Annotated in this window: 25 protein-coding genes; 5 read left to right on the top strand and 20 right to left on the bottom strand. The window is 32.0% G+C overall.

Annotation, left to right across the window (positions count from 1 at the left end):
* Positions 1-29 precede the first annotated feature (29 nt).
* From purF to SYO3AOP1_RS05690, 5 genes are read left to right on the top strand one after another with little or no spacing between them, the layout of a single operon-like run.
* A complete protein-coding gene (purF, locus tag SYO3AOP1_RS05705) occupies positions 30-1,430 on the top strand; it encodes an amidophosphoribosyltransferase (protein WP_012459784.1) in 1,401 nt (466 codons plus the stop codon).
* Between the two features lie 17 nt (positions 1,431-1,447).
* Entirely contained in the window at positions 1,448-1,996 is a 549-nt protein-coding gene (locus SYO3AOP1_RS05700; RefSeq protein WP_012459783.1) for a DJ-1 family glyoxalase III, read from the top strand.
* Between the two features lies 1 nt (position 1,997).
* Positions 1,998-2,180 carry an Rpn family recombination-promoting nuclease/putative transposase gene (locus tag SYO3AOP1_RS09715; protein WP_281340544.1) on the top strand — a complete coding sequence of 61 codons (183 nt, stop codon included), beginning with the start codon at positions 1,998-2,000 and terminating at the stop codon, positions 2,178-2,180.
* Positions 2,173-2,895: an Rpn family recombination-promoting nuclease/putative transposase gene (locus tag SYO3AOP1_RS05695; RefSeq protein WP_281340543.1), complete on the top strand. Its 723-nt coding sequence runs from the start codon at positions 2,173-2,175 to the stop codon at positions 2,893-2,895. The genes SYO3AOP1_RS09715 and SYO3AOP1_RS05695 overlap by 8 nt, the downstream gene beginning before the upstream one ends.
* 47 nt (positions 2,896-2,942) lie before the next feature.
* Positions 2,943-4,013 carry a Xaa-Pro peptidase family protein gene (locus SYO3AOP1_RS05690; protein WP_012459782.1) on the top strand — a complete coding sequence of 357 codons (1,071 nt, stop codon included), beginning with the start codon at positions 2,943-2,945 and terminating at the stop codon, positions 4,011-4,013.
* 360 nt (positions 4,014-4,373) lie between these two features.
* Here SYO3AOP1_RS05690 and trmFO read toward each other — a convergent pair whose 3' ends face one another.
* The 20 genes from trmFO to SYO3AOP1_RS05590 form a co-directional block, all read right to left on the bottom strand.
* Positions 4,374-5,690, bottom strand: a complete 1,317-nt coding sequence (trmFO, locus tag SYO3AOP1_RS05685) for an FADH(2)-oxidizing methylenetetrahydrofolate--tRNA-(uracil(54)-C(5))-methyltransferase TrmFO (RefSeq protein ID WP_012459781.1) — start codon at positions 5,688-5,690, stop codon at positions 4,374-4,376.
* Positions 5,691-5,694: 4 nt separating this feature from the next.
* The gene (locus tag SYO3AOP1_RS05680; RefSeq protein ID WP_012459780.1) at positions 5,695-6,111 is read right to left on the bottom strand and encodes a molybdenum cofactor biosynthesis protein MoaE; all 417 of its coding nucleotides are present in this window, start codon (positions 6,109-6,111) and stop codon (positions 5,695-5,697) included.
* Positions 6,108-6,620 (bottom strand): thioredoxin fold domain-containing protein, encoded by a 513-nt coding sequence (locus tag SYO3AOP1_RS05675; protein WP_012459779.1) that lies wholly within the window; start codon positions 6,618-6,620, stop codon positions 6,108-6,110. The genes SYO3AOP1_RS05680 and SYO3AOP1_RS05675 overlap by 4 nt, the downstream gene beginning before the upstream one ends.
* Positions 6,621-7,163: 543 nt before the next feature.
* The gene (gene rnr, locus SYO3AOP1_RS05670; protein WP_012459778.1) at positions 7,164-9,269 is read right to left on the bottom strand and encodes a ribonuclease R; all 2,106 of its coding nucleotides are present in this window, start codon (positions 9,267-9,269) and stop codon (positions 7,164-7,166) included.
* Positions 9,270-10,433 (bottom strand): aspartate aminotransferase family protein, encoded by a 1,164-nt coding sequence (locus SYO3AOP1_RS05665; RefSeq protein ID WP_012459777.1) that lies wholly within the window; start codon positions 10,431-10,433, stop codon positions 9,270-9,272. It lies immediately after the preceding gene.
* A 29-nt stretch (positions 10,434-10,462) separates the two neighbouring features.
* On the bottom strand, positions 10,463-12,064 hold the full coding sequence (locus tag SYO3AOP1_RS05660) for a CTP synthase (protein ID WP_012459776.1): 1,602 nt from the start codon (positions 12,062-12,064) through the stop codon (positions 10,463-10,465).
* 14 nt (positions 12,065-12,078) lie between these two features.
* Positions 12,079-12,537 carry an SsrA-binding protein SmpB gene (gene smpB, locus SYO3AOP1_RS05655; protein ID WP_012459775.1) on the bottom strand — a complete coding sequence of 153 codons (459 nt, stop codon included), beginning with the start codon at positions 12,535-12,537 and terminating at the stop codon, positions 12,079-12,081.
* A 96-nt stretch (positions 12,538-12,633) separates the two neighbouring features.
* Positions 12,634-12,840 (bottom strand): hypothetical protein, encoded by a 207-nt coding sequence (locus SYO3AOP1_RS09425; protein ID WP_012459774.1) that lies wholly within the window; start codon positions 12,838-12,840, stop codon positions 12,634-12,636.
* Positions 12,837-13,631, bottom strand: coding sequence for a Dam family site-specific DNA-(adenine-N6)-methyltransferase (locus SYO3AOP1_RS05645; RefSeq protein ID WP_012459773.1), 795 nt, complete (start codon positions 13,629-13,631; stop codon positions 12,837-12,839). The genes SYO3AOP1_RS09425 and SYO3AOP1_RS05645 overlap by 4 nt, the downstream gene beginning before the upstream one ends.
* The gene (gene hemE / locus SYO3AOP1_RS05640; RefSeq protein ID WP_012459772.1) at positions 13,632-14,678 is read right to left on the bottom strand and encodes a uroporphyrinogen decarboxylase; all 1,047 of its coding nucleotides are present in this window, start codon (positions 14,676-14,678) and stop codon (positions 13,632-13,634) included.
* Complete coding sequence (locus SYO3AOP1_RS05635; RefSeq protein WP_007547480.1) at positions 14,659-14,958, bottom strand: HU family DNA-binding protein; 300 nt, start codon at positions 14,956-14,958, stop codon at positions 14,659-14,661. Before SYO3AOP1_RS05635 ends, hemE begins: the two co-directional genes overlap by 20 nt.
* Complete coding sequence (gene ileS / locus SYO3AOP1_RS05630) at positions 14,955-17,774, bottom strand: isoleucine--tRNA ligase (protein WP_012459771.1); 2,820 nt, start codon at positions 17,772-17,774, stop codon at positions 14,955-14,957. The genes SYO3AOP1_RS05635 and ileS overlap by 4 nt, the downstream gene beginning before the upstream one ends.
* Before the next feature lie 541 nt (positions 17,775-18,315).
* On the bottom strand, positions 18,316-19,482 hold the full coding sequence (locus SYO3AOP1_RS05625) for a class I SAM-dependent rRNA methyltransferase (protein WP_012459770.1): 1,167 nt from the start codon (positions 19,480-19,482) through the stop codon (positions 18,316-18,318).
* 1 nt (position 19,483) lies between these two features.
* Positions 19,484-20,137, bottom strand: coding sequence for a uracil-DNA glycosylase (locus tag SYO3AOP1_RS05620; protein WP_012459769.1), 654 nt, complete (start codon positions 20,135-20,137; stop codon positions 19,484-19,486).
* On the bottom strand, positions 20,134-20,568 hold the full coding sequence (locus SYO3AOP1_RS05615; RefSeq protein ID WP_012459768.1) for a transcriptional repressor: 435 nt from the start codon (positions 20,566-20,568) through the stop codon (positions 20,134-20,136). The genes SYO3AOP1_RS05620 and SYO3AOP1_RS05615 overlap by 4 nt, the downstream gene beginning before the upstream one ends.
* A gap of 3 nt (positions 20,569-20,571) precedes the next feature.
* On the bottom strand, positions 20,572-21,186 hold the full coding sequence (locus SYO3AOP1_RS05610) for a flavin reductase family protein (RefSeq protein WP_012459767.1): 615 nt from the start codon (positions 21,184-21,186) through the stop codon (positions 20,572-20,574).
* Positions 21,186-21,863 carry a TIGR00730 family Rossman fold protein gene (locus tag SYO3AOP1_RS05605; protein ID WP_012459766.1) on the bottom strand — a complete coding sequence of 226 codons (678 nt, stop codon included), beginning with the start codon at positions 21,861-21,863 and terminating at the stop codon, positions 21,186-21,188. Before SYO3AOP1_RS05605 ends, SYO3AOP1_RS05610 begins: the two co-directional genes overlap by 1 nt.
* Positions 21,864-22,160: 297 nt before the next feature.
* Entirely contained in the window at positions 22,161-23,969 is a 1,809-nt protein-coding gene (locus tag SYO3AOP1_RS05600; protein ID WP_012459765.1) for a type II and III secretion system protein, read from the bottom strand.
* A 61-nt stretch (positions 23,970-24,030) separates the two neighbouring features.
* Entirely contained in the window at positions 24,031-24,486 is a 456-nt protein-coding gene (locus SYO3AOP1_RS05595) for a hypothetical protein (RefSeq protein ID WP_012459764.1), read from the bottom strand.
* Complete coding sequence (locus tag SYO3AOP1_RS05590) at positions 24,479-25,861, bottom strand: peptidylprolyl isomerase (protein ID WP_012459763.1); 1,383 nt, start codon at positions 25,859-25,861, stop codon at positions 24,479-24,481. Before SYO3AOP1_RS05590 ends, SYO3AOP1_RS05595 begins: the two co-directional genes overlap by 8 nt.
* Positions 25,862-25,901 lie beyond the last annotated feature (40 nt).

The raw sequence follows: 25,901 nt of genomic DNA, 5'->3' as shown, positions 1-25,901 counted from the left end.
AGGTATATTTTTTAAAGAGGTGATTTAATATGTGTGGTGTTTTTGGAGTTTATAATAATAAATCTGCTGCCGAGCTTACATATTTAGGATTACATGCTTTGCAGCATAGAGGACAGGAATCTGCCGGGATAGCTGTATCTGACGGTTATGACATAAATCTAAAACTTGGACAAGGTCTTGTTAATGTAGCAATAAAGGAAGAAGACCTTAAAGAGTTAAAAGGAGATTTGGCAATAGGTCATGTAAGGTATTCAACAGCTGGCGGTTCTAATCCAAAAAATATTCAACCTTTCTTTGCTCACTTTTACGGTGGAAGTTTTGCAATCGCCCATAATGGAAATCTTGTCAATGCATTGAGATTAAGGCATGAACTTGAAATAGAAGGTGCAATTTTTAGGTCTACATCAGACACAGAAGTATTTATACATCTTATAGCAAGGTCTAAACAACCCGCTCCACCACATATAAACCTTCATAAAAATGATGAAGACTTTTTGCCACATGTTTTTGAAGCAATGAGAAAGGTAAAAGGTGCATATTCTCTGCTAATTTTAAGAGAAAAACAACTTATAGCCATAAGGGACCCATACGGATTTAGACCATTAGCTCTCGGAAAAAATAGGTTTGGAAGTTATTTTGTCGCATCAGAAAGCTGTGCATTTGATATTGTAGATGCTGAATATTTAAGAGATATAAATCCGGGTGAGGTACTTGTCATAGACGATGCTGGAATAAGGTCATACTATCCGTTTGAACATACAGAAAATCCAAAAAAATGTATCTTTGAGTTTGTATACTTTGCAAGACCAGATAGCAAAATTTTTAGAGATTGGGTGTATGAAATTAGAAAAGAGATGGGAAGAAGGCTTGCAAGAGAGTATCCAATGGATGCAGATTGTGTAATTCCTGTTTTAGATTCTGGTTTACTTGCAGCAATGGGATACAGTGAGGAAAGTAAAATTCCATTTGAAATTGGTCTTATAAGAAATCATTATGTTGGTAGAACTTTTATACAGCCACTTCAAGAAATCAGAGATTTATCAGTAAGATTAAAACTAAATCCAGTTAGAGAGGCAATAGAAGGAAAAAGAGTTATCGTTGTAGATGATTCAATCGTTAGAGGAACGACAAGCAAAAAAATAGTAAACATGCTCAGAAAAGCCGGTGCTAAGGAAGTTCACATGCTTATAAGCTCACCGCCTGTAATTAGTCCTTGTTATTACGGTATAGATACACCGACAAAAGAAGAGCTCTTAGCATCTCAGATGACCGTAGAAGAAATAAGAAAATTCATAGGTGCAGATAGTCTTCATTATCTTTCATTAGAAGGAATGGTAGAGGCTGCAAAATCTAAAGGCTACTGCACAGCATGCTTTACAGGAATTTATCCAGTGTTAGATGAAATTTTTACAGAAGTAGAAATATCTTGAATAGGAGAGGTGGAAACATGGCAAGAGTAGTAGTACCTTTAGCGGACGGTTTTGAAGAAATAGAGGCAATGAGTATTATAGATATTTTAAGAAGAGCTGGGATAGAAACTGTAATAGCAGGACTTCATGAAGGACCAATTACAAGTGCAAGAGGTGTAAAAGTTTTGCCGGATACTACCATAGATACTATAAAAGCTGAAGATTTTGATATGATTGTCTTACCCGGTGGTCAGCCAGGAACAGATAACCTTAATGCAGACGAGAGGGTTAAAAAGTTAATACAAGATTTTTACAACAAAGGGAAGCTTACAGGTGCAATTTGTGCAGCTCCATACGTTCTTGCAAATGCAGGAGTTCTTGAAGGAAAAAAAGCCACATCATATCCAACTTATAAAGAAAAACTTGGAAATGTTAATTACTTAGAAGATACAGTCGTTGAAGATTCAAATGTATTGACATCAAGGGGACCAGGAACAGCTGCATGCTTTGCTTTCAAAATAGTAAAAAAATTAGCTGGCAAAGAGAAGGCAGACCAGCTGAAACAGGCAATGTTATTTAACTGTTAGTATGAAAAAAGAAGATTTACAGCCACATGATTGGTTTTTTAAGATTGTTTTTTCAAATTCAAAAAGTGTAAAAACCCTTCTTGATATTTTTCTGCCAAAATTATCTAAAAAGATTGAAATAGATAGCCTAAAACTTGTCAATATTGAAAAGCTTTCAAAGAAAAAGAAAAAAATTTATGCTTGATTTACTTTACTCTTTTAAGATTAAAAATCATGATATTTTATTGAGATTGGTTTTTGAACACAAATCATATGTAGACTTAAACTTACCAATACAGCTGAAATACTATGAAGCTGTTTTATGGGAAGAATCTTTAAAAGAAAATAAAAAATATCCACCTATCATTAACATTGTTTTATACCATGGAAAAGAAAGGTGGAATATTCCAACAAAACTGCCCGAAAATTTAGATAAGACATTAGAAGAGCTTACATCAAACCTTAACTATACACTTATAGACTTAAGCAAAGTTGATGATGGAAAGCTGATATCTTATGAAGACTATTGTACCGTTTTGAGCCTTTTGACCATGAAATATATTTTTGAAAACGAAGAAAATTTGGATATAATTTTTAAAAGATTAGCCTTATATAAAGATGCAGAATGTATATATCTTATTCTCGATTATATAGTATCAGTAAAAGAAGATACAGAAAAGATAGAACAGATACTCAAAGAAGCCTTTGGAGGTGAAAAAGAAATGATGACTTTAACAGGAAAATGGAAAATGGAAGGTAAAATTGAGGGGATAAAAGAGGAGATAAAAGAAGGAATCAAAGAAAGTTTAATAGAGCTGATAGAAACTAAATTCGGTGATAACGGCTCTAAATTTGTAGATATAATAAATAAAGTTGAAGAAGTTGATAAGTTAAAGCAATTATTAAAGGTAGTTGCTTAGCTACAAACATTGAAGAAGTTGAAGAAAAAATTAGAGAGTTAGTATAAATGTTTGAAAAAATTTTTGAGAAAATCAAAAGAGAAAATTTAGATGGATTTTTATTTTCTTCGTACTCTAATGTTTTTTATCTGTCAAAGTTTAGTTCATCAAATGCTTTTGTAATTTTAACCGACAAAGGTAAATACTTTATTACAGATTCAAGATATTATGATAATGCTAAAGAAAAACTTAAAGACTTTAATGTTATCAAGCTTGGAGAAGGAAATAAAAAAGGTTTAAACCATTTAAAAGAGATTTTAGAGAGTTTAAATCTTAAAAATGTTGGATTTGAGAAAGATAAAATAACTTTATCTTTTTATGAAAAACTTACAAAAGATATAAGTATGAATTTTATTGGCTTTGAAGGATTTTTAAATGAATTTAGAATGGTCAAATCTGAAGAAGAAATAAAGATTATTACTCAAGCCGTTAGAAAGACAGACAGAGTATACAAAAGAGTTTTAGAAGATATTCCAAGTTTAATAGGAAAACCTGAGAGCTCTATAAGACAAAAAATTGTAAACTATATTTTTGAAGAAGGCGGGACAGGAGAAAGCTTTCCGGCTATAGTTGCATCAGGTAAACATTCTGCCATACCCCACTGGGAAACATCTAGCCACAAGATAAAAAATAATGCACCACTGCTTATAGATATGGGAATGAAATATAAAGGATATTGTAGCGACTTTACAAGAACTATTTTCTTAGGAAAATCAAATCCAAAGTTTGAAAAAATTTACAACATTGTAAAAGAAGCTCATTTAAAAGCTTTATCTGTTGTAAAAGCCGGAATTCCTATAAAAGAAATAGATTTAGCAGCAAGAAAAGTTATAGAAAAATACGGATATGGTGAATATTTTACTCATTCAACAGGTCATGGAGTAGGAATAGACATTCATGAAGAACCAAGAATATATAAAGATAACAAAGGGATTCTTCAAGAGAATACAGTTTTTACGATAGAACCAGGGATTTATATTCCCGGGCTTGGTGGCGTAAGACTTGAAAATATTGTAGTAGCAAGAAAAGATAAAGGAGAAGTATTAAGTAAAGTAGGGTTAGATTTGATTTATTTATAAATATTTAGATAAAACGGAAAAGCAGCTGTATTGATGGTAGTGATGAAGTGAATAAAAGTGAAAGGCTATATGTGAAGTGTGATATGACAAGAACCTTATTTAAATCAAATTTTTAGTGAGAGTGCTTTAAAATTTTAACCAAATCTAAAAATTAATTCTTTTGATCATCATTCTGAACGAATTGAAGAATCTCCGTCCTTTTACCTCTCACTTGTTCACTTGCTCACTTTCTCACCTTTTTAAAAGAGGAGATCATTCGGACTAAAATCCTCAGGATGACGAGGAAGGTAAAATAGAGCATCCTTGCTTAACCACTCGACCAACTACAATGTCGCGATTACTTGCACGTAGCAACTTAGGTTAGATAAAAACAGCCGATTCTATCTCTTTTGTCCATTCTTTTATGTCTTTCAGTGCAATTTCTGCTTTTTTTAACTTTCTTTCTTCCTTTCCTTTTATCTTTTCTTCAAGCTCCGGAAGAAGTGCATAGTTTGGACCCATTGGTTGAAGTTCATTTTTTGCTGTTGTTATGTAGTTTATAAGCCCACCTATCATTGTGGTTTTTGGTGGAACTACTGGCTCTTTACCTTCCAACATTCTTGCTACATTTATACCAGCAATAATGCCAGTTGCAGCGGATGCCATATATCCTTCTACTCCTGTAATCTGCCCGGCAAACAATATGTTAGGTTTTTTTCTAAGCTGTAGAGTTGGTTTTAACAATTTTTGAGATTGGATAAATGTATTTCTGTGAATAGAACCAAGTTTAACAAATTCAGCATCTTTTAATGCAGGTATTAAGCTAAAAATTCTCTTTTGCTCTGGATATTTTAGCTTTGTTTGAAAACCTACTAAAGAAAGGAGAGTTCCTTCTATGTTTTCCTTTCTTAGTTGAACCACTGCATAAGGCCTTTTACCTGTTTTTGGGTCTATCAATCCAACAGGTTTCATTGGACCATATAAAAGGGTTTCTTTTCCCCTTCGTGCTATTTCCTCTATTGGAAGACAACCTTCAAAATATACAGCTCTTTCAAAATCTTTTAATGGTACTTGTTCACCTTTTAAAAGCTCTTGATAAAAAATTTCATACTCTTGTTCAGATAATACACAGTTAAAATAATCTCCTGTTCCTTTTCCGTACCTATCAGCCCAAAATCCTTTTGAAAAATCAACCGTTGAAGCATCAACTACAGGAGCTATTGCATCGTAGAAGTATAAATACTCACTTCCTGTAATTTTTTGAATCTCCTTAGAAAACTCTTCTGATGTAAGGGGTCCGGTTGCAATTACGATTATATCTGCATCCGGCAAGGTTTTAACTTCCTGTCTTATTACATTTATGTTTGGATGGTTTTCTAAAATTTCTGTCAATTTTTTAGAGAATTTTTCTCTATCCACTGCAAATGCCTGACCGGCGGGAACTTTAAATTCTTTTGCAACATCTAAAATAATAGAGCCTAAAACTTCCATCTCTTTTTTTAATAAACCTGCTCCGGATGTTAAAGATTCACTACCAAAAGAGTTGCTACATACGATTTCAGCAAAGTAGGGGGTTTTATGTGCTGGAGTTTGTTTTTCTGGTCGCATTTCATAAAGGTCTACTTTATATCCTGCTTGGGCTATTTTATATGCTGCTTCTGAACCGGCTAATCCTGCACCTATAACTGCCACTTTCATTTATTTATTGTTCCTTCCATTGAGATTGTCCTGTATTGAACACTTCTTTTTTCCAAATTGGAGCTCTAGCTTTAACGTTATCAACAATATACCTACATCCACTAAAAGCCTCCTGTCTATGTCCTGCCCATACAACTACCAAAAATGATGGAACGCCGACCGAAACAACACCTGTTCTATGATGTACTACTGCATGATGTATTTTAAACTTTTCTTTAGCCTCTTCTATGATTTCTTTTATAACTTTTTCAGCCATTGAAATATAAGCTTCGTAATGAAGTTCTTTTACATCTCCATCCTCGGGCGCCGACCTTGCAACCCCGATAAATATATCTACTCCGCCACATTCAGGATTGGAATAGCTTTTAAAAACTTCATCTAAAGCAAACCAATTTTCTCCAATATATATTTGTGGGATCAACATTTTCCTCCATTTTCTACATACTTTTGGAAGTTATCAATTTTTTGATAACACTTTGAACCAATAAAATCTGCAAGCATTATGAAATAATCTTTTGGAATAAATCCTGGAATTACTCCGTAAAGCTCATAATTTTTATCCGGTAAAAATACCGCTATTGTCGGATATCCTGTCACTCTATAAATTCCCGCTAATGTTTGCTCGTCAACTTCTTTTTTTCCTTCCGGGTCTAAGACTTTTCTTTTACCGTCAACGTTAACGATAGCTATCTCCACATTGTTTTTTATTAAGCTTTGCTTGACTTCCATATCTTTTAAAACTTCTCTGTTTAATTTATCACAATACTGACATGTTTCTGATTCAAAGATTACTATAAGATTTTTCTTATTTTCCATAGCCTGCTTAATCACAGGATTTGGGTCAATTGTAAATTTTGGCTCAGATTGTTTGTTGCATGAGTAAAATAAAAATATAATTGGTAGAAGTAGTGAAATAAATATTTTCTTCATTTTTTAATAAAACCTCCAAGTTTTCTTTTGCTAAACAATAATATAAACTTTTAGTGTAAGAAATTCAATGCCAAGATTTAACAAAATGATCTCTCGGCAGAATTTTTGCTTAGCTACGAAATGATAACATTTGAAGCATCGTCTGTAATTCGTAAAGAAAACAAAATGATATAATAAGTCTTTTATTTTTGCCGCTTGATATCAAGCCTTATTTTTTCTAAGGCTATAATACCGAAAAAACGCATATTCAATTTTAAAAATTTTGCCAATTTCTCAAAACAATAATATATAATCAAACTGCAAATAAATCAAATAGCAAAAAAATGTTCCAAAATTTTTGTAAGCTTACTTTTCCGTGTCATCTGAGGACGAAGGCCAAAGGATCTCATCTTTTGATTTTTTGATTAAAAAGAAAAACAGGAAATTCTTCGCCGGCTGTAGAATGAGGATGCAAATTTTTGCAAGCAGTCTCACTATCAAAGAATTAAGAAAGTGAGAAAATAGAATTATTTAACTTCTTGTATCTCACCACCACCTTCTTAACTATAACTTTTCCACCAACTTTAAATCTATCCTTTTAGTATCTTCATCAACTTTTACAATTTCAACTAAAACTTTATCCCCAAGTCTAAACTTCATCTTATCGCCTATAAGTTGATGGTTTTTTTCATCGTATTTGAATTTACCGGGCAGAGAGTCTATCGGAACTAAACCTTCAATTATATATCTTTCTATTTCTATAAATAAACCAACAGCCATAACGCCTGTAATGATACCTTCAAACTTTTCTCCAACTTTATCTTTGAGAATTCTTAATTTTAAGATGTCTAAGGCATCTCTTTCTGCATCATCTGCTACCCTTTCTCTTTCTGAGCATTGTTTTGCAATTATATCTAACTTCTTAGGCAATTCTTCCATATCTTTCTTTGTAAATTTCTTTTTGATTGCTTTTTTAAGAAGTCTATGAACCCACACGTCAGCATATCTTCGTATCGGAGATGTAAAATGAGTATAACATTCTGAAGCAAGGCCAAAGTGTCCTATATTTTCTGGTGAGTATCTTGCCTGCTTCATCGTTCTCAGAGCCAAGAATCTAACCAATGACTCTTCCGGAGTTCCTACTGCCATTTCTATAATTTTTTGAATAAATTTAGAGTCTACATCTTTTTTTGGATACTCTACTTTGTAGCCAAGACCTGCTATTAAATCTACAAATGCCATAACTTTTTCTAATTTTGGTTTTTCATGAACCCTATAGATAAATGGATATCCGTTTTTTTCCATATGTTTAGCGACTGTTTCGTTTGCTATTATCATAAACTCTTCTATGATTCTGTTGGCTAAATGTCTTTCGTAAGGTACAACATCATAAGGATTACCGTATTGGTCAAACAGTATTTGAGACTCCGGCATGTCAAAGTCTATACTTCCTCTTTTTTCTTTGGCTTTCATTAAAATTTCTGCAAGCTCTTTCATATGTTTAAGTGGCTTGACTAAGTATGGAAAGGCTTTTTCAAGCTCTGGCTGTCCAAGGATTATTCCAAGTGCTTGGTCGTATGTAAGCTTTGCTTTGCTTTCTATAACGCTTTCATATATATCATACTCAACCACGTTCCCTTTTTTGTCTATAAGCATCTCGCATGTGAATGCATACCTTTTTTCGCGAGGTTTTAAACTACAAAGCTGGCTTGCAAGCCTTTCCGGTAGCATATGAAGCGCTCTTTCCGGAAGGTAGTAGGTATTTCCTCTTTGGAATGCTTCTTTATCTATGACAGAACCTTCTTTAACGTAGTGGGAGACATCAGCAATGTGAACATATAGTCTATATTTGTCTCCTTCTTTTTCTATCGCTACTGCGTCGTCATGGTCTCTTGCACTTTCCGGGTCTATGGTAAAACATATCTGTTTTGTTAGGTCTTTTCTATTTTTTGTAATTTTTACAACAGAAGGAAGTTTTTCTGCTTCTTTTAAGGCCTCCGGAGAGTGGGTAAGTGGTAAGTCATACTTTCTTGCTACTATTTCTGCGACAGTTTGGGTGTTTTTGACTTTTCCAAGGTCTTTTATTATTCTTCCTTTTGCTTCTACTTTTGGCTCTGGATATCTTAAAATTTCAACTACTACGTAGTTATCAAGTTCATATTTTTTTGCTTCTTTTTTATCAACGTATATTTTATGCGGTATTACAAAGTCAAGCAGATAAACAAAATATCTATTACCTTCTTGCTTTAATTTTCCGACCGCTGTTTTTACTCTTCTTTCTAAGACTTTTACAATTTTTGCCTCTTTTTTTCCTCTGTAAATCTTCTCTTCTGCTAAAACAATATCTCCATCAAATAAATACTTCATTTCAATAGGTGGAATAAAAAGGTCTGGTTCTCCATCTTCTCTGATTAAAAATCCAAAACCGCTTTCGTGTGCTTCTACTTTTCCTTTTATAAGATTTTCTTTTTCTTGAATTTCTCTTTTTAAGATATAACCACCGTTTTTATAAAGAACAATTTTATTTTTTTGAAGTTTTCTAAGCAGTCTTCTGACTAATTTTTTATCTTCTTTTTTGTCTAAATTAAAGGCTTTTAAAATTTGTTTAAGATAGACAGGTTTTTTTTGATTTTTAAGAAAATCTACGATGGCGGCTTGTGTTATTTCCACTTACTTCTCCCCCAAAACTTTTTCTAAAATATTTACTGCTAAATCTATGTCATCTTTTCGAATTATCAATGGTGGAACAAATCTTAGTGTATTTTTTCCTGCTGTTCCAATTATCAATCCATTTTCTAATGCTTTTTTCATTATCTCTTTTGCTGAAATTTCTTCCGGTAAATCCATGCCTATCATAAGACCTAACCCTTTTACCGGATAGCCAAAAGTTTTTAATCCCTCTTTTAAATATTCTCCATTTTTAATAACTTTATCCAAAAATCCATCAGATAATATCTCTTCTAACACAACCTTAGCAGCAGCTGTTGCTAAATAGTTTCCGCCAAAGGTTGATGCATGGGTACCTGGAACAAATGATTTTGCTATTTCGTCTTTTGCAATGACGGCACCTATAGGAACGCCTCCGCCAAGACCTTTAGCTAATGATATTATATCCGGTTCTATATCGTAATGCTGGTATGCAAAAAGCTTTCCTGTCCTTCCTATTCCTGTTTGGACCTCATCTACTGTAAATAATATTCCATTTTCTCTGCATATAGAGTAAAGCTCTTTTATAAACTTTTTATCTGCCGGATTTACGCCACCTTCTCCTTGAACAAGTTCTATTAATACTGCTGCTGTTTTATCGTTTATTAATTGTTTTACAGAGTCTATATCGTTAAACTTTGCATATTTAAACCCTTCTGGTAATGGCTGGAATCCTTCTTGGTATTTTGGCTGAGCTGTTGCTGTAATCGTTGCTAAGGTTCTTCCGTGAAAGCTTCCTTCAAAAGTGATTATCTCATATCTGTTTTCTTTTTTATCGTAAAAGTATCTTCTAATGAGTTTTATCAGTGCTTCGTTTGCTTCAGCTCCTGAATTACAGAAAAAAACTTTATCACCGCAGGAGTTTTCAACCAAAATTTTTGCCACTTCATACTGTGGCTTAATGTAAAAAAGGTTTGATATATGAATTATTTCTTTTGCTTGTCTGCAGATACTTTCAGTCAATTTTGGATGATTATATCCAAGCTGATTTACCGCAATACCTGAAAGCATATCAAGATATTTTTTACCATTTTCGTCATGCAAATAACATCCTTCACCTTTTACAAAAGAGTAAGGAAGTCTTGCATAATTTGGAAATAAATATTTATCTGCTTCTTCAAAGTTCATTTTTATTTTAAACCTCCATTAATTTACCATTATGCCCCTTGCTTGTTTTTATAAGCTGCTTCAACAAATGAAACAAAAAGCGGATGGGGTGCAAATGGTTTGCTTTTAAACTCCGGATGGAACTGGCAAGCAATAAACCATTTATGGGTTGGAAGTTCTATTATTTCTGGCAGGTTTTTAGCTTTGTAAATACCTGAAACAACAAGACCTTTTTCTTCTAAGATTGGTACATACTTTGGATTAAATTCATATCTATGTCTGTGTCTCTCATAGATTTCTTCCTGCTTGTAGATTTCATAAGCTTTTGTTCCCTTTTTTATGTGACATTTGTAGGCTCCAAGTCTCATAGTTCCGCCTTTTTTATCTACATGTTTTTGGTCTGGCATAATATCTATTACCGGGTGTGGTGTAAATGGATTAAACTCTGTTGAATTGGCACCTTCAAGCCCTGCTACACTTCTTGCAAATTCAATAACCGCAATCTGCATACCAAGACATATTCCAAAATATGGGATGTTGTTTTCTCTTGCATATTTGGCTGTTAATATTTTACCTTCTATACCTCTATCACCAAATCCACCGGGTACGAGAATTCCGTCTAAACCTTTTAAAACTTCTTGGTAATTTTCTTGATTTATCTTTTCAGAGTTTATCCAATGGATATTTACTTTTACTTTGTTTGGTATTTGAGCGTGTATCAACGCTTCGTGAATGCTTTTGTATGCATCTTTTAAATCTACATATTTTCCAATTATTCCTATATCTACAGTTTCTTCAAGCTTTGATAAAACGGTAACAATCTTTTTCCACTTTGATAAGTCTGGTTCTTTGTATTCAAGGTTTAAATGCTTTGCTATTGCTCTATCAAGCCCTTCTTTTTTAAAGTAAAGTGGTATTTCATAGATTATATTCAGGTCTGGAGCAGAGAATACTGAATCTTCATCAACGTTTGTAAATAGTGATAACTTTTTCTTTATTTCTTTTGGAAGTGGTGTTTCAGCCCTGCCAATTAATATATCCGGCTGGATACCTATCGCTCTAAGCTCTTTTACTGAGTGTTGACTTGGCTTTGTTTTTAATTCTCCTGCTACTTTGATATAAGGAACATATGTTAAATGAATATAAATAACATCTTCTTTTTTGTTTTCTATTCCCATTTGTCTTATAGCTTCTAAAAATGGTTGACTTTCAATATCTCCAACTGTACCGCCAATCTCAACCAATGTAATATCATGATTTTCTGCTACTTTTTCAATTGATTTTTTTATTTCGTTTGTAAAGTGTGGAATTACTTGAACTGTTGCGCCAAGAAAAGCTCCTCTTCTTTCTTTTTCCAATAGATTAAAGTAAAGCCTTCCTGATGTTGTATTGTTATTTTTTGTCATAACTGCATTTGTAAATCTTTCATAGTGGCCTAAATCAAGATCTGTTTCTGCCCCATCTTCTGTAACAAAAACTTCTCCATGTTGGTATGGGTTCATAGTCCCCGGGTCTATGTTTAAGTATGGGTCTAATTTCATCAATGTAATTTTGTATCCCATAGATTCTAAGATTGAACCTATGGCAGCAGAAGTTACTCCTTTACCAAGAGAAGATAAAACTCCACCTGTTATGAATATATACTTCTTCAATCTATCACCTCTTTTTATAGTTTTATTTTTCCTTTGAAAGACTTTTCTATTTCTCTCTTCATGTCTTTTTCTTTCATCGCTTCTCTTTTTTCATACTTAACTTTACCTTTTGCAAGCGCTATTTCAACTTTCGCTTTTCCATTTTTAAAGTAAACTCTAAGTGGAACGATTGTTAACCCTTTTTCCTTGACTTTTCCCATAAGCTTTAAAATCTCTTTTTTATGAAGAAGTAATTTTCTTTTTCTTGTTGGGTCATGACCAAATTTTGCCGCGGGTTTGTATGGTGCAATATAGCAATTATACAGCCATGCTTCCCCGTCTTCAATCATAACAAAGCTGTCTTTTAAATTACATGCTCCTTCTCTTAAAGATTTCACTTCTGAACCTGTTAGCACTATACCCGCTTCATACTTTTCAAGTATGGCATAGTCATGAAAGGCTTTTTTATTTGTTGCAACTACTTTTTCTGACATATTTTCACCTTCAAAACATTTTTAACCAATTCTTAAATTTACATTCTATACGTTGAGTGAGAAATTCAATAAAAATAGGAGATTCTTCGCTTACGCTCAGAATGACACCATTGGGTCGTTCTTTGTCATCCTGAGGCCGTAAGGCCGAAGGATCTTATTTTTAAATTCTACAATAATCGCCAATTTCTCACTCAAGGCATTTTTAAGCAATTCTTTATACTTACATTTTATTTCTAAGAATTTTCCATTTCTGCGTAAAACTATGTAATCTTTCACTGCATCTCTAAAAGTATTTCCATTCATTTTATTACCGCTAAAATCTCTTTTACTTTTTCTCTTGACTTACAAGATATTATCCTTCTTACATCTAAAGTCTCAAAATCTTCAAAGTGGTCTATTATAAGATTGTTATAATGATTGCTTAATACCGACGGAATCCCCTTTTTTGCCAAATCTTTTAAAATTTGAATGAGCTTCAGCTGGTCTAAGATTGTAAATTTTTCTTGATAATACTGGGTAAAGTTTGAAGTCTTTGAAATAGGTATGTAGGGCGGGTCGCAGTATATCACATCTCCATAAAAAACATCTTTTAAAGTTTCTTCATAGCTTGAAACTCTTAACTCTACATCAGTTTTTTTAAGCTTGTTATAAAATAGTTGCATTTCTTCTTCGGGAAAATAAGGCTTCTGGTATCTTCCAAAAGGTGTATTAAACTCTCCTTTTTGATTGTATCTAATCAGTCCGTTATAACAATGTCTATTAAGATATACAAATAATGCAGACTTTAAAACTTTGTCGTTTGTAGTGTTAAATACATCCCTTAGCTCCATGTATCTTTCTTTTGTGTTGTTTTCTGGCGTAAAAAACGTTTTTGTAAAGCTTATAAAATCTTTGCCATAATCTCCCAATGTACGATAAAGGTTTATCAGGTCTTCATTAATGTCTGCAAGAAGATAAGATTTATAATCAGCGTTAAGAAAAACAGCGCCAGAGCCTACAAAAGGCTCTATAAGTCTATTGCCGACCGGTAATAGCCTTTTTATATCTTCTACAATCTTATATTTATTGCCTGCCCACTTTAAAAAAGGTCTCATCTACCGCCTTCTAACTGAAATTTCTTTTACAGTATCAACTAAAAATTTAACTTTACTTGCGTCCATATCCGGCATCAAACCATGACCAAGGTTAAATATATGTCCTGTATCCTCTCCCCATGATTTAATTATATACTCTGCTTCTTTTTTTATAATGTCTTTGTCAGCATACAACACCATAGGGTCTAAATTTCCTTGAACAGATGCCTTTGGATAGATTAAATCTTTTGCTTTTTTGATGTCTATCATCCAATCTATACTGTATACATCAGCATTAGAATCGAGAATAAAGTCCATAAATCCACAAACGCCTTTTGTAAAGTGTATGATTGGTTTGTTGTAATGTTTAAGATTTTCTATTACTTTCTTAACTGACGGCAGTACAAACTCTTTATAATCTTTAGGTGAAAGATGACCGGCCCAGCTGTCAAAGATTTGAACAGCATCAGCTCCGGACTCTATCTGAAAGCTTAAATACTTTATAGTCATATCTGCGATTTTATCAAGAAGTATTTTAAAATCTTCTTGGTTGTTATACATAAAAGATTTTGTTTTTTTAAAGTCCTTTGAACCTCTGCCTTCTATCATGTATGCTGCTATCGTAAAAGGCGCTCCAGCAAACCCAATCACCGGAATTTCTCTGTTGATAGTTTGATTAACACCTTTTATGATTTCTCCAACAAAATAAACATCCTCAGCGTTAAACTCTTTTAGGCTTTGGATGTCTTCTTTGCCTTTGATAGGATTTTCAAAAACCGGTCCTTCTCCTTCTTTAAAATCAAATTTCATTCCGATTGATTCAAGTGGTGTAAGTATATCAGAAAAAATGATTATTGCATCAACACCAAGCAAAGTGTACGGTAAAATAGAAGCTTTTACAGCTAAATCTACATTTTTATAATAATTCTTAAAGCTTCCTGCTATTTCCCTTAACTGTCTGTATTCTTTCATGTATCTGCCGGCTTGACGCATTAGCCAGATTGGTGTTCTTTCTACTTTTTGTCTTCTGCAAGCTCTTAAAAATAAATCATTTTTTGGATTTTGCATTTTTTTCACCTTCTAAGGATACACTTTTTAATGCTCTTTTTAATACTTTACCCGGCTTGAAATGAACAGTTTTCGAATAACTAACTCTCTTTCTTCCTTTGAGTGGTTTCTTTCTTTTTAAAACTCTAAAAGAACCTATCTTTCTAATTTCTATCTTTTCACCCTTTGCTAAAGCTTCTGCCATCACTTCAAAGATTTCATCAACAACATCTTTTATACTTTTTAAATCCATTTCAGGATGTTTTTCTTTTATATATTTAACAATATCCGGTTTTTTCATGCTAATTCCTCCAATTTGATATTCATAATTTCAAGCTGAATTTTACATCTATCACAAACAGGTTGTCCATTCCTACCAACAGATTCATCATAGATCCAGCATCTTGGACATTTCTCACCTTTTGCTTTGCTAACAGCTATAACAGAGTCTTTTACAGATTCGCCATTAATTACTACATCGCCTTCAGGATTATCTGAAAGCTCTACTTGGCTAACAGTAAAGAAAAACTTAATCCAATCTAATCTTTTTTCTACAATTTCTTTATACTCTTTCGGTAGTTTTAAAATTACTCTTGCTTCGTATGGATGCCTTACTAAGTCTTGTTTTCTTGCCTCTTCTATCGCTTTTAGTATATCGTCTCTTACCTCTAAAAGTTTTTCGTAGGTTTCTTCTAAATTTTTATCTATAAATTTTTCATTTACAACAGGCATAATTTCAAGATGAATGCTTTCTTTTATATTTGAATCGATTTTTCTTACATACTGCCAAACTTCTTCTGCTGTGAATGAGATGATAGGTGCAAGGATTTTGTTTAATGATAAAAGTAATTCCCACAATACAGTTTGTGCCGACTTTCTTTCTAAGCTTTTTGGTGCGTAAACATAGAGTCTATCTTTCAAAATATCAAGATATATTGCTGAAAGGTCTACTATTACAAAGTTTTTAATCGTGTGATAGATTTTATGAAACTTGCCTTCTTCATAAGATTTGTCGGCTATTTGTATGATATTTTGAAGTTTAGAAAGCATCCACCTGTCTATTTCTAATAGATTTTCGTAAGGAACATAGTCCTGGTTTGGATTGAAGTCGTAAAGATTTCCAAGGAAGTATCTAAATGTATTTCTTATTTTTCTGTAATCTTCTGCAATTCTTTTTATAAGATTAAAACCTATCTTTATGTCTTCTGTATAATCCTCTGTAACAACCCAAAGTCTTAGTATGTCAGCTCCATACTCTTTTATAACCTTTTCCGGTGCTACTACATTTCCGGCAGATTTAGACATTTTTCTGCCTTTTTCGTCAAGTGTAAATCCATGTGTCAAAACTGTGTCATAAGGTGCTCTGTTATAAGATGCTACCGATTCAAGAAGTGAAGACTGGAACCAACCTCTATGCTGGTCTGAACCCTCTAAATACATATCGGCAGGCCATCTTAACTCTTCCCATTCTCCGTACTTTAAAACTGCTGCATGGGACACGCCAGAATCAAACCAGACATCGAGTATATCCTCTTCTTTTTTAAACTCTTGCCCGCCGCATTTTTTACATTTATAACCCTCCGGAAGCAATTCTTTTACTAATTTTTCAAACCATATATCAGCCCCAAACTCATCATTTTTAATTAGATTAGCTACATGCTCAAAAACTTCCATATCTTTAACGATTTCACCGCAGTTTTCACAGTAAAATACAGTTATCGGAACACCCCAGCTTCTCTGTCTTGAAATACACCAATCCGGCCTGTTTTCTACCATGCTTTTTATTCTGTTTTGTCCGTAATAGGGTATCCATTTTACCCTTTCAATCTCTTTTAATGCTGCTTCTCTCAAAGTTTGATTTTCATTAACTTTTGCTTCCATAGATATAAACCACTGGGGAGTTGCTCTAAAAATTACCGGATTTTTACATCTCCAACAGTGGGGATAAGAGTGGCTTATCACTTCTTTATATATCAACGCGTCTACTTCTTGTAATTTTTCAATGATTAAATCATTTGCATCAAAAACCCTTATTCCTTTAAGCCAATCGGGTGCTTCTTGTATAAACCTTCCTTCATCATCAACAGGCGCAAAGGCATCTACACCATATCTTTGACCGATGATATAGTCTTCTTGACCATGTCCTGGTGCCATATGGACCAATCCTGTACCGGTGCCAAGCTCAACAAACTCAGAGAGATAAACCTTTGAAACTCTATCTATAAATGGATGATAATACTCTTTAAACTCTAAATCTTTTCCTTTAACCTGCTTTATTACTTCTCCATTTAATCCGGTCTTTTCTTTAAAGTTTTCAAGTAATTCTTTGGCAACTATCAAAGTTCCTTTACCTGTTTTGAAATAAACATAATCAAACTCTGGATGAACCATTACACCAAGGTTTGCAGGCAACGTCCAAGGAGTAGTAGTCCAAATTACAAGATAGGTATCATCAGAATCTTTCATTTTAAACTTTACATAGATAGATGGGTCTTTTTTGTCGTAATATTCAATTTCCGCTTCTGCTTCTGCTGTTTTGTCATAGATACACCAATAAACAGGCTTTTTACCTCTATATGCAACACCTTTGTTAAACACTCTTCCAAGCTCTAAAACTTCCTGTGCTTGATAGGATGGTCTCATTGTAAGATAAGGTTTTTCCCAATTTCCAATAATACCAAGTCTTTTAAACTCTTCTTTTTGAATGTTTACAAACTTTAAAGCGTATTCTCTGCATAGCTTTCTAAACTCAGATTTAGAAAGGTCTTCTTTTTTGATTTTCTTCTCTTTTAACTCTTTTTCTACCTGTTGTTCTATCGGAAGCCCATGACAATCCCAGCCTGGAACAAAAGGTGCATCTTTTCCTTTCATGGATTGATATTTAACTAAAATATCTTTTAAAATTTTGTTTAAAGCATGTCCGATGTGTATATGTCCGTTTGCATATGGCGGTCCGTCATGAAGAATATATTTATCTTTTCCTTTTCTATCTTCTCTAAGTTTCTGATAAAGATTTATTTTCTCCCAAAAAGATAATATTTCAGGCTCTTTATTTGGTAGATTACCTTTCATAGGAAACTCAGTTTGAGGCAGATTCAATGTATCTTTAAATTCCAATTTTGAGACACCTCCGGCAAAATTTTAAAAATATTATTATATCATTTGTTTAAGTCTGTTTTTGATAGAATTAGAGGCTGTTTATAAGATTTAATTTAATAAGGTGAGTAAGTGAGAGGCAATAAGAACGAAAATTCTTTGCTTTGCTCAGAAAATGATACTGTAGAGGTGCAAAGTATGAGATTTTTCGCATAACTTCAAAATGACGAATAAGGAGGGTTATCCTTACTCCAATGCTTATCAATCAATCTTTAGCTATCATCCTGAAGCCGAAGGCTAAAGTATCATTTTTTGTTATTATTTGAAAGGAAGGGGGCAAAAATAAGATTCTTAGTAGGCTGCAGAATAACGATGTAAGAGTGTTCCAAAATTCTCGTAAGTTTACCTTTCCGTGTCATCCTGAGGACATAAGTCCGAAGGATCTCCTTTTTTGATTTTTTAATTTGAAAAGAAAAACAGTAGATTCTTCGTAGGCAACAGAATGACGATATTGATTTTTGTAAGCATTATAATTACAATTACTATTTTACTTTTCAATTTCTTACACCTTTCTAATCATCAAACCTTTCAAATAAAAAGATGTTGGAATGTTTAAGATGTATGGATGGTCTTTGTCTTGAGTAAAGAACAAAGCAAATTCTGCCATATTTTTAGTATCTTTTAAACTGTCGTATGTAGTGTTTATCAAATCTTCTAATGTAATATTTTGTGAACAAGAGAAAATGGCAAGATATCCATTTTGATTTAACAGTTTTAAGCTGTTTAAGATTAAATATTTAAAACCTCTAAGTGCATCATGTTTTTCATTTTTACTCTTTGCAAAAGGCGGTGGGTCAAGGATTATCAAATCATATTTATCTTTTTCTTTCTTTAAAAAATCAAACACATCATCTTTTACTATCTCGTAATTCTTTAAATTGTTTAACCTTGCGTTTTCTTCGACTTGTGATAAAGCAAAGCTTGAAATATCTACAAATTTTATAAATTCAGCTCCTTTTTTACCACCATGAATCCCAAATCCTCCTGCATTACAAAATAAGTCTAATACTTTAAATCCTTCTTTTACATATTCAGAAGTTAACTTTCTGTTAGCTCTTTGGTCTAAATAAAAACCTGTTTTTTGACTTTCTTGTAAAGAAACTAAAAATTTAACATCATACTCAAAAATCAAAATCTTTTCTAGTACTTCTCCAAAAAGTACTTTCTTTTCCGTTTGCAGACCTTCTTTTTCTCTTGCTTTTTCATCAGACTTTTCTATTATTCCTTTAGGCTTAATTATATCAATCAAAGACTTTAGAATATTTTCTCTTAACCTTTCCATTCCGTATGTATTAATCTGCAATGATAAATAACCATCATAATAATCAACTATCAAGCCGGGCAATCCATCTGCTTCTGCATGAATTAATCTAATCGCATTTGTTATTTTTAACAGCTCTTTTCTTTTATCAAAAGCTTTTTCAATCTTTTCTTTTATAAAATCTTCATTTACTTGAACATCTTCAAAGGATAAAATTCTTATAGTTATCTTGCTCTTTGGATTTATGTATCCAACTCCGCAGAAAGTGTTTTTAAAATAAACCTTTACTAATTCTCCGGGCGTAATCTCTTTTGGTATTTTTTTGATTTCTTTGTTGTATATCAAAGGATTTTTAGATAGTATTTTTTCATAACCTTCTTTTGTTATTTCCACCTTTTTATATGTCAAATTATTCTCCCGCTAATTTAAAAACATTTTTTATATCTTGACAGAAAGTTTCTTCTTCCTTTGGATTTCTAAGAACATAAGCCGGATGGTATGTTATATAAACCTTTTTGCCCATAAACTCTAATATACTTCCCCTTTCTTTTGTAATTTTTGCTTCCTTCTTAAAAATTCCTCTGTATGCAGTAGCTCCAAGTAAGCATAAAACTTTTGGATTGATTATTTCTATCTGTCTTAATAAAAAAGGAATGCAAGCTTCCTGCTCTTCTATGGTTGGTGTTCTATTGTTAGGTGGTCTACATTTATTGATGTTAGCAATATAAACCTCTTCTCTTATATGCCCTGCATTTTCTATGCATTTTGTAAGTAGTTTTCCTGCTCTTCCAACAAAAGGTCTTCCTTGCTTATCTTCTTCCTCTCCGGGAGCTTCTCCGATGAACATAATTTTAGCATTAATATTGCCTTCACCCAAAACAGGATTTGTTCTACTTTTATGTAAATCACATTTTGTGCAAACTTTAATCTCTTCATAAATCTTGTTTAACTCTTCTATTTTATCTATTTGATTACTTGATTTTTGATTTAAGATGGGTTTATCTAAAATAATTTCTTCAAAACCAAGCTCTTTTAAAACTTTAAGATAATTTTTATCTATCATACTTTTTCCTTTTTCTGACAATCCTCACAAATTCCAAAGATTTCTAATCTGTGATAAACCGGTTTAAAGTTGTATTTTTTACATACTTCATTTTGAATAGATTCTATTTTTTCATCGTGAAATTCTATAATCTTTCCACAGCTTAGACAGATTAAATGATCATGATGTTCTTTGTTTGCAACTTCGTAAAATGTTTTATTGTTAAGCTTAATTACTTCTTCAATGTATCCCAAATCTTTCAGTATGGCTAATGTTCTATAGATGGTCGAACGTGATACTTTAAGATTTTTTTCTCTTGATTTGAAAACTAAATCTTCTATTTCAAAATGACCATTAAAATTTAATATCTCATCAATTATTTCTAATCTTTGCTTCGTAAGTTTAAAATTTTTTAGCTTTAGCTTTTTTATAAGCTCTTCTTTGTTAATCAAGATTTACCTCTTTTTTAAATCCGGTCTGATAAGATTAAATATATTACTTTCATCAACCAAACAATAATCAGCTCCACCGAGTCTTCCAACTACTTTTAACTTTTTATTATCTACGTATCCTTTTTCGTTAAGTAGCTGGTCTTTTATATGAAATTTCAAAATCTCTCCAAAAATTAGTCCCATATCTGCAATTTCTAAAATCATAAACTTTTTACATTCTATATTAATAGGTGATTCAGCAATTCTCGGGGAATTTACTAAATCAGATTTTATAGGTGTAAGATTTGCTTCTTTAAATTCATCTATATTTTCATCAAACGGTGATGCGGTAATGTTCATTCTTTCGACAAGGTCATAGGTCACTATGTTTATGACAAAATCTCCCACTTCTTCAATGTTTTTCCAAGTGTCTTTTTTTCTGTCATCATCTTTTTTCCCAATAGAGATTGCAATAAGAGGTGGGCTTGAAGATATTCCCATATAAAAGCTAAAAGGTGCTATATTAAATATTCCATCTTTTGATACAGTGGAAACCCAAGCAATAGGTCTTGGAACAATAGTACTTATCATAAGTTTATATATTTGAGTTTCGTTTAAATTTTTAACATCAAATTCCATTAATCATTTTCTCCTATCAATTTTGTACTATTTTTAATATACCACTGGTCAATATAATCAACAATTTCATCAATGTCATCCATCTGTTTGAATAGCTCCGTATCTTCTTTATCAATATATCCATCTTTTACTACCACATCGTTAAGCCATTGTACAAATCCATTCCAATATTCATTTCCGTATAGTATAACTGGAAAAGGTTTAAGCTTCTTTGTTTGTATTAAAGTTAATGTTTCCGTTATCTCATCAAGGGTTCCAAACCCTCCTGGAAATAGGACAAATGCTGTTGCATACTTTACTAACATAACCTTTCTTGCAAAAAAATAATTAAAATTTAAGATTTCTGTAAGGTATTTGTTTGGTTTTTGCTCTTTTGGAAGTTTTATGTTTAAACCGATCGAATTTCCGTCTGCTTCAAATGCTCCTCTGTTTGCAGCTTCCATAATTCCCGGTCCACCGCCGGTTACAATCGAAAATCCTTTTTTAGAAAGTTTAAAAGCTAACTCTCTTGCAGCTTCATAGTATTTGTTTCCTTCCTCTACCCTTGCAGAACCAAAAATAGTAACAGAAGGTAGATAATTTGGCATAACTTCAAATCCATCGATAAAATCTCCAATTATTTTAAATAACCTCCAAGATTCTTCTTTTTTCATTTCATTGATAATATAGCTGTTCATTTACAAAGGCTCCTAAGAGATTTTGATTAATATTTTATACCAAGTTATTTTTTAAAAATTAAATTGCTTTGTTTAAGAATAAACTCTATTGATGAAATACTTTAAAAAACAAAGCTTATACTTAACTTTAAAGTGATAATATGATTACTGATTTTATCATTTGAACATAGAACAAAAAGTTTACCTTTAATTTAAAGAGAGTTTTTATTAAGAAAATAACATTGGATGATCTATTAAAAATAAAAAGGTGGCACTTAAGCCACCCATAAAAAATTTTCTTTAAATGGCAAAAGTTAATTATTCATATACTATTCTTGGTGATAAAAAGATTAAAAGTTCATTTGTTTTTTCTTGTTTGTAGTTTTCTTTAAATAAATATCCAAGGATAGGGATATTCATTAAACCTGGTACTCCACTGTCTTTTAAATCTTCCGTTTTTTCTAAAATTCCCCCGATTGCAATAACAGAACCATCTTTAGCAACTACCTTACTTGTCACAGTTTTTGTTTGAATAGGCGGGTTACCTAAAATTAAATTTTTAAAGTCTGGTATATCCTGAGTAATTATTATATCCATGATAATATTTCCATCAGCAGTAGTTCTTGGTGTCACATTTAATTTTAATACAGCTTTTTTAAATGAAACTGAAGATACAGTACCACCGCCAGCTGCCACAGCAGTTGTATATGGAACCTCGTATCCTTGAGAAATTTCTGCTGTTTCGCCATCTATTGTTACGATTTGTGGTTTAGAAAGTATTTTAGACCTTCCTATACTTTGCAATGCCGATAATCTTACATCAAGAAAATTCTGCAATCCTCCAAAAACAAAACCAATAGCAAATCCACCCGGAAACGTTGCGGAACTTGAAGGAAAATCAACTGCATATCTTCCACCGCTAATTACACTTGTAGATCCACCGCCTGTAATTATTTTTGTATTATTATTATCGATATTAGTTGCGCTGCCTCCCCATTGAATACCCAAGTCTTTTAAATTACTCGTACTTACCTGAACTATTCTTGCTTCTATGGCTATTTGATAAGGTCTATCAAGCAGGTAATCTGCATATTTATATTTAATCTTTTCTATAACCTTAGGTGTATCTGTAATACATATTTTAGGAAGATTAGTTATTATAGTTGCTGGTGTAGAAGATGATTTTGTAATACCAGCTGTGGTACCAACTGGAGATGATTGGCCAGTTGTTGAAATTTCTCTGGTTTCAGTACCTCCTGTTTGAATTGTTTCTTTAGATTTGAATACTATTGTCCCATTTTCAGAAAGCTCTTTTTCTTTAATATTTTCTATTAATTCACCTGGATCTAATCCTCTTGCATAAAAACATTTTGTCTCTATTTTCTCTTGGGTTGCTTCACCTACTATTCTTGATATTTTTGTTATATTTTCTTTTGTATCAAAAACAATTAATTTTTCTTTTGATTTATCGTAATCATATTTTCCATACATTCCTAAGTTTTCAGCAATCTTATCTTCAATGGTTTTAAAAGTTTCATATGAAATACTAAATTCCTTTTTTATAAATTGACCTTCTTTTTCTTGAATTTTTGCAAGATATTCAGACTGTTTCTTAATAGAGTCTAAATAAGAAGTGATAACATTCTTCAATCTATTTATATTATCTTTATCATCTTTAACAATGATTGTATAAGTTGTATTATCTATTTTTATCGATGCAGCTGGGGATGTATACTTTTTAACCTGTGTAACAAGACCATCAAACATATCTTTTCCAAATGCTTTTATTATTTCTGGTGGAACTGATACAAAATACTCATCAGCAACTTTAATTCTATAAATCCCTCCCTCTTTAACCGGAATAAGGCCATTTTCAAGCAAAGCTAAATTAAAAAGATTTTCAGCCTCTATAGGTTTTCTTATAGCAAGAGATACTAATTTATCTTTTTGTCCAATAGCATCCTTATCCCAGATAACATTAAAATTAGAAATTTGAGATAAAGCATCAACAACTGTTGACAATTTAGCATTTGTAAATTCCGCAGATAATCTTTCTGCATAGCCTATATTAACACTTATAGTTAAGCCTACCATTGATGCTACAATTAACTTTTTTTTCTTCCTCATCTTATACTCCATAAAACGAATTATTTTAATAATTATCATTTCGTCAAAATTTAATTAAAGATTAAAAAGTTTTATTACTTTCCCTTATTTTAACTCTTTCGTCAATTTTTATTATTTCATCAAACAAAAAGTACTCTATTTTTGGCTTTTGACGGTTCTTTTTATAAAGAATTTCTGCTATTTCTGGATAATCTTTAACATTTTTGTAAAAAAATGGTCTTCCTACTGCATCTCTAAATCCAGATAAAATTATAGCAGATAATAATAGATCTATGTCTATTGTTGGATAATTATCATAAATACAAAGTGCCAACGAGCCTGTTGATGCAACTCTTTCAAGAACTCCATGTTTATAATTTCTTGATTTTTTATCTTTGGCTATTAAAAACTTTTCATAAAGTTTATTGTTTTCAAACATTTCTTTTATTAGTTCTTTGTATTTGGGTTTTCTAATATTACTTTTTATCAGCTCTAACTGGTGAAGTAAAAAATCTAATGCGTACGGACTTTTATCCATTTTCTAATACTGTTTTATTAATTTTTATTTTTGCTTTTTTCTTTAAGCTATCAACGTACATTTGATATACATCGTTGAATTTTTGAGATTTTATGAAAGGAAGAATTGTTCTTTTCGTTTCATCAACCTGAGATTTATCCGGTTCTTTTATTTCAGTTAGTTTAAATATTAAAATTCCATTTTCTGTCGAGATTGGTTTGGATATCTCCCCGACTTTTAAGTTAGCAAGTTTATTTAAATCTTCTCTTTTTATTCCAAATTTGACAACCAATTCTTGAATTGTGTTATCAGAAATAGTTTGTTTTTCTGTTTTATTTTGCTTTAATAGCTGTGTTATATCAGTGGTTTTTTGCATATCTTGTAAAGCTTTTTGTGATAACTCTCTTTCTAATTTTTGTTTAATTTCATTTTTAACCTGTTCGTAAGGTATTGATTTTAAAGATTCTCCATTAAATACCGAAATGTAATACTCGTTTTGTGTTTTAGTGAATGAAACTTTTTTGTCTTTATTTAAGGAATTCACATCTTCCTGAATTTCTTTTGGTAAGTTTTGAATTTCTTGGTTAGAAAAAACATCTCCTTCAAAAACTTTCTCAACTTCTGCCGGGACAGACTGCAAATTTCCACTTTTTGCTTGCGTAAATAGCTGTTTTGCTAACTGCTGTGCTTTATCATCACCTAATTTTTGGATATCTATTTTATAAACTGTTATATTTTTCCCTGTTTGTGCTAAATAATCTTTTTTATGCTCTTCGTAAAACTTTTTTATCATTTCTTCTGTAATTTCTGGAGTATTTGGTTTTATTATAGTAGCTTCACCGCTCACTCTTGTAAGTTGTTTTTTAGTAAAGGTTTCAATCTCTTCATCACTAACATAGATTGTAGACAGTAAAATTGTTTTCAAGTTATTGACCGATAGTTCTTTTCTTAAAATATTTTCAAAAGCATCAGGGGTTAACCCAAAAGAGTTTATAATTTGTAAGTATGTTTGTTTATCAAATTTACCATTGACTTGAAATGCAGAAATTTTTAAAATCTCATTTTTTACCTGCTCTGAAGTTGCTGTTATTCCTTCCTTTTCCGCTTCTTGATATAAAAGTTCTTTTTCTATCAAATCATTTACAACTTCTTTCTTTATTTGGTCTTTTAAATTAGAAATATCAAGATTTTGCATTTGCATATTTCTTGCTGTCATTTCGTATGCATAATTAAATTCATAAAATGGAATTTCTTTACCGTTTACTTCTGCCACACCATTAATTTCTCCACTTAATTTGTAAACAATTATAGCTACTATAGACGTAGCTACAAATGCAAACACTGTTATAAATAAAACAATATTCTTCCATTTAGATTGAGAAATCTTATCAAACAATTTTCAAGCTCCTGCAAAGTTTTATGTTTCTTAAATATTA

This window comes from Sulfurihydrogenibium sp. YO3AOP1 (assembly GCF_000020325.1).
GTDB lineage: Bacteria > Aquificota > Aquificia > Aquificales > Hydrogenothermaceae > Sulfurihydrogenibium.
This window is presented reverse-complemented; position numbering and strand designations above follow the sequence as displayed.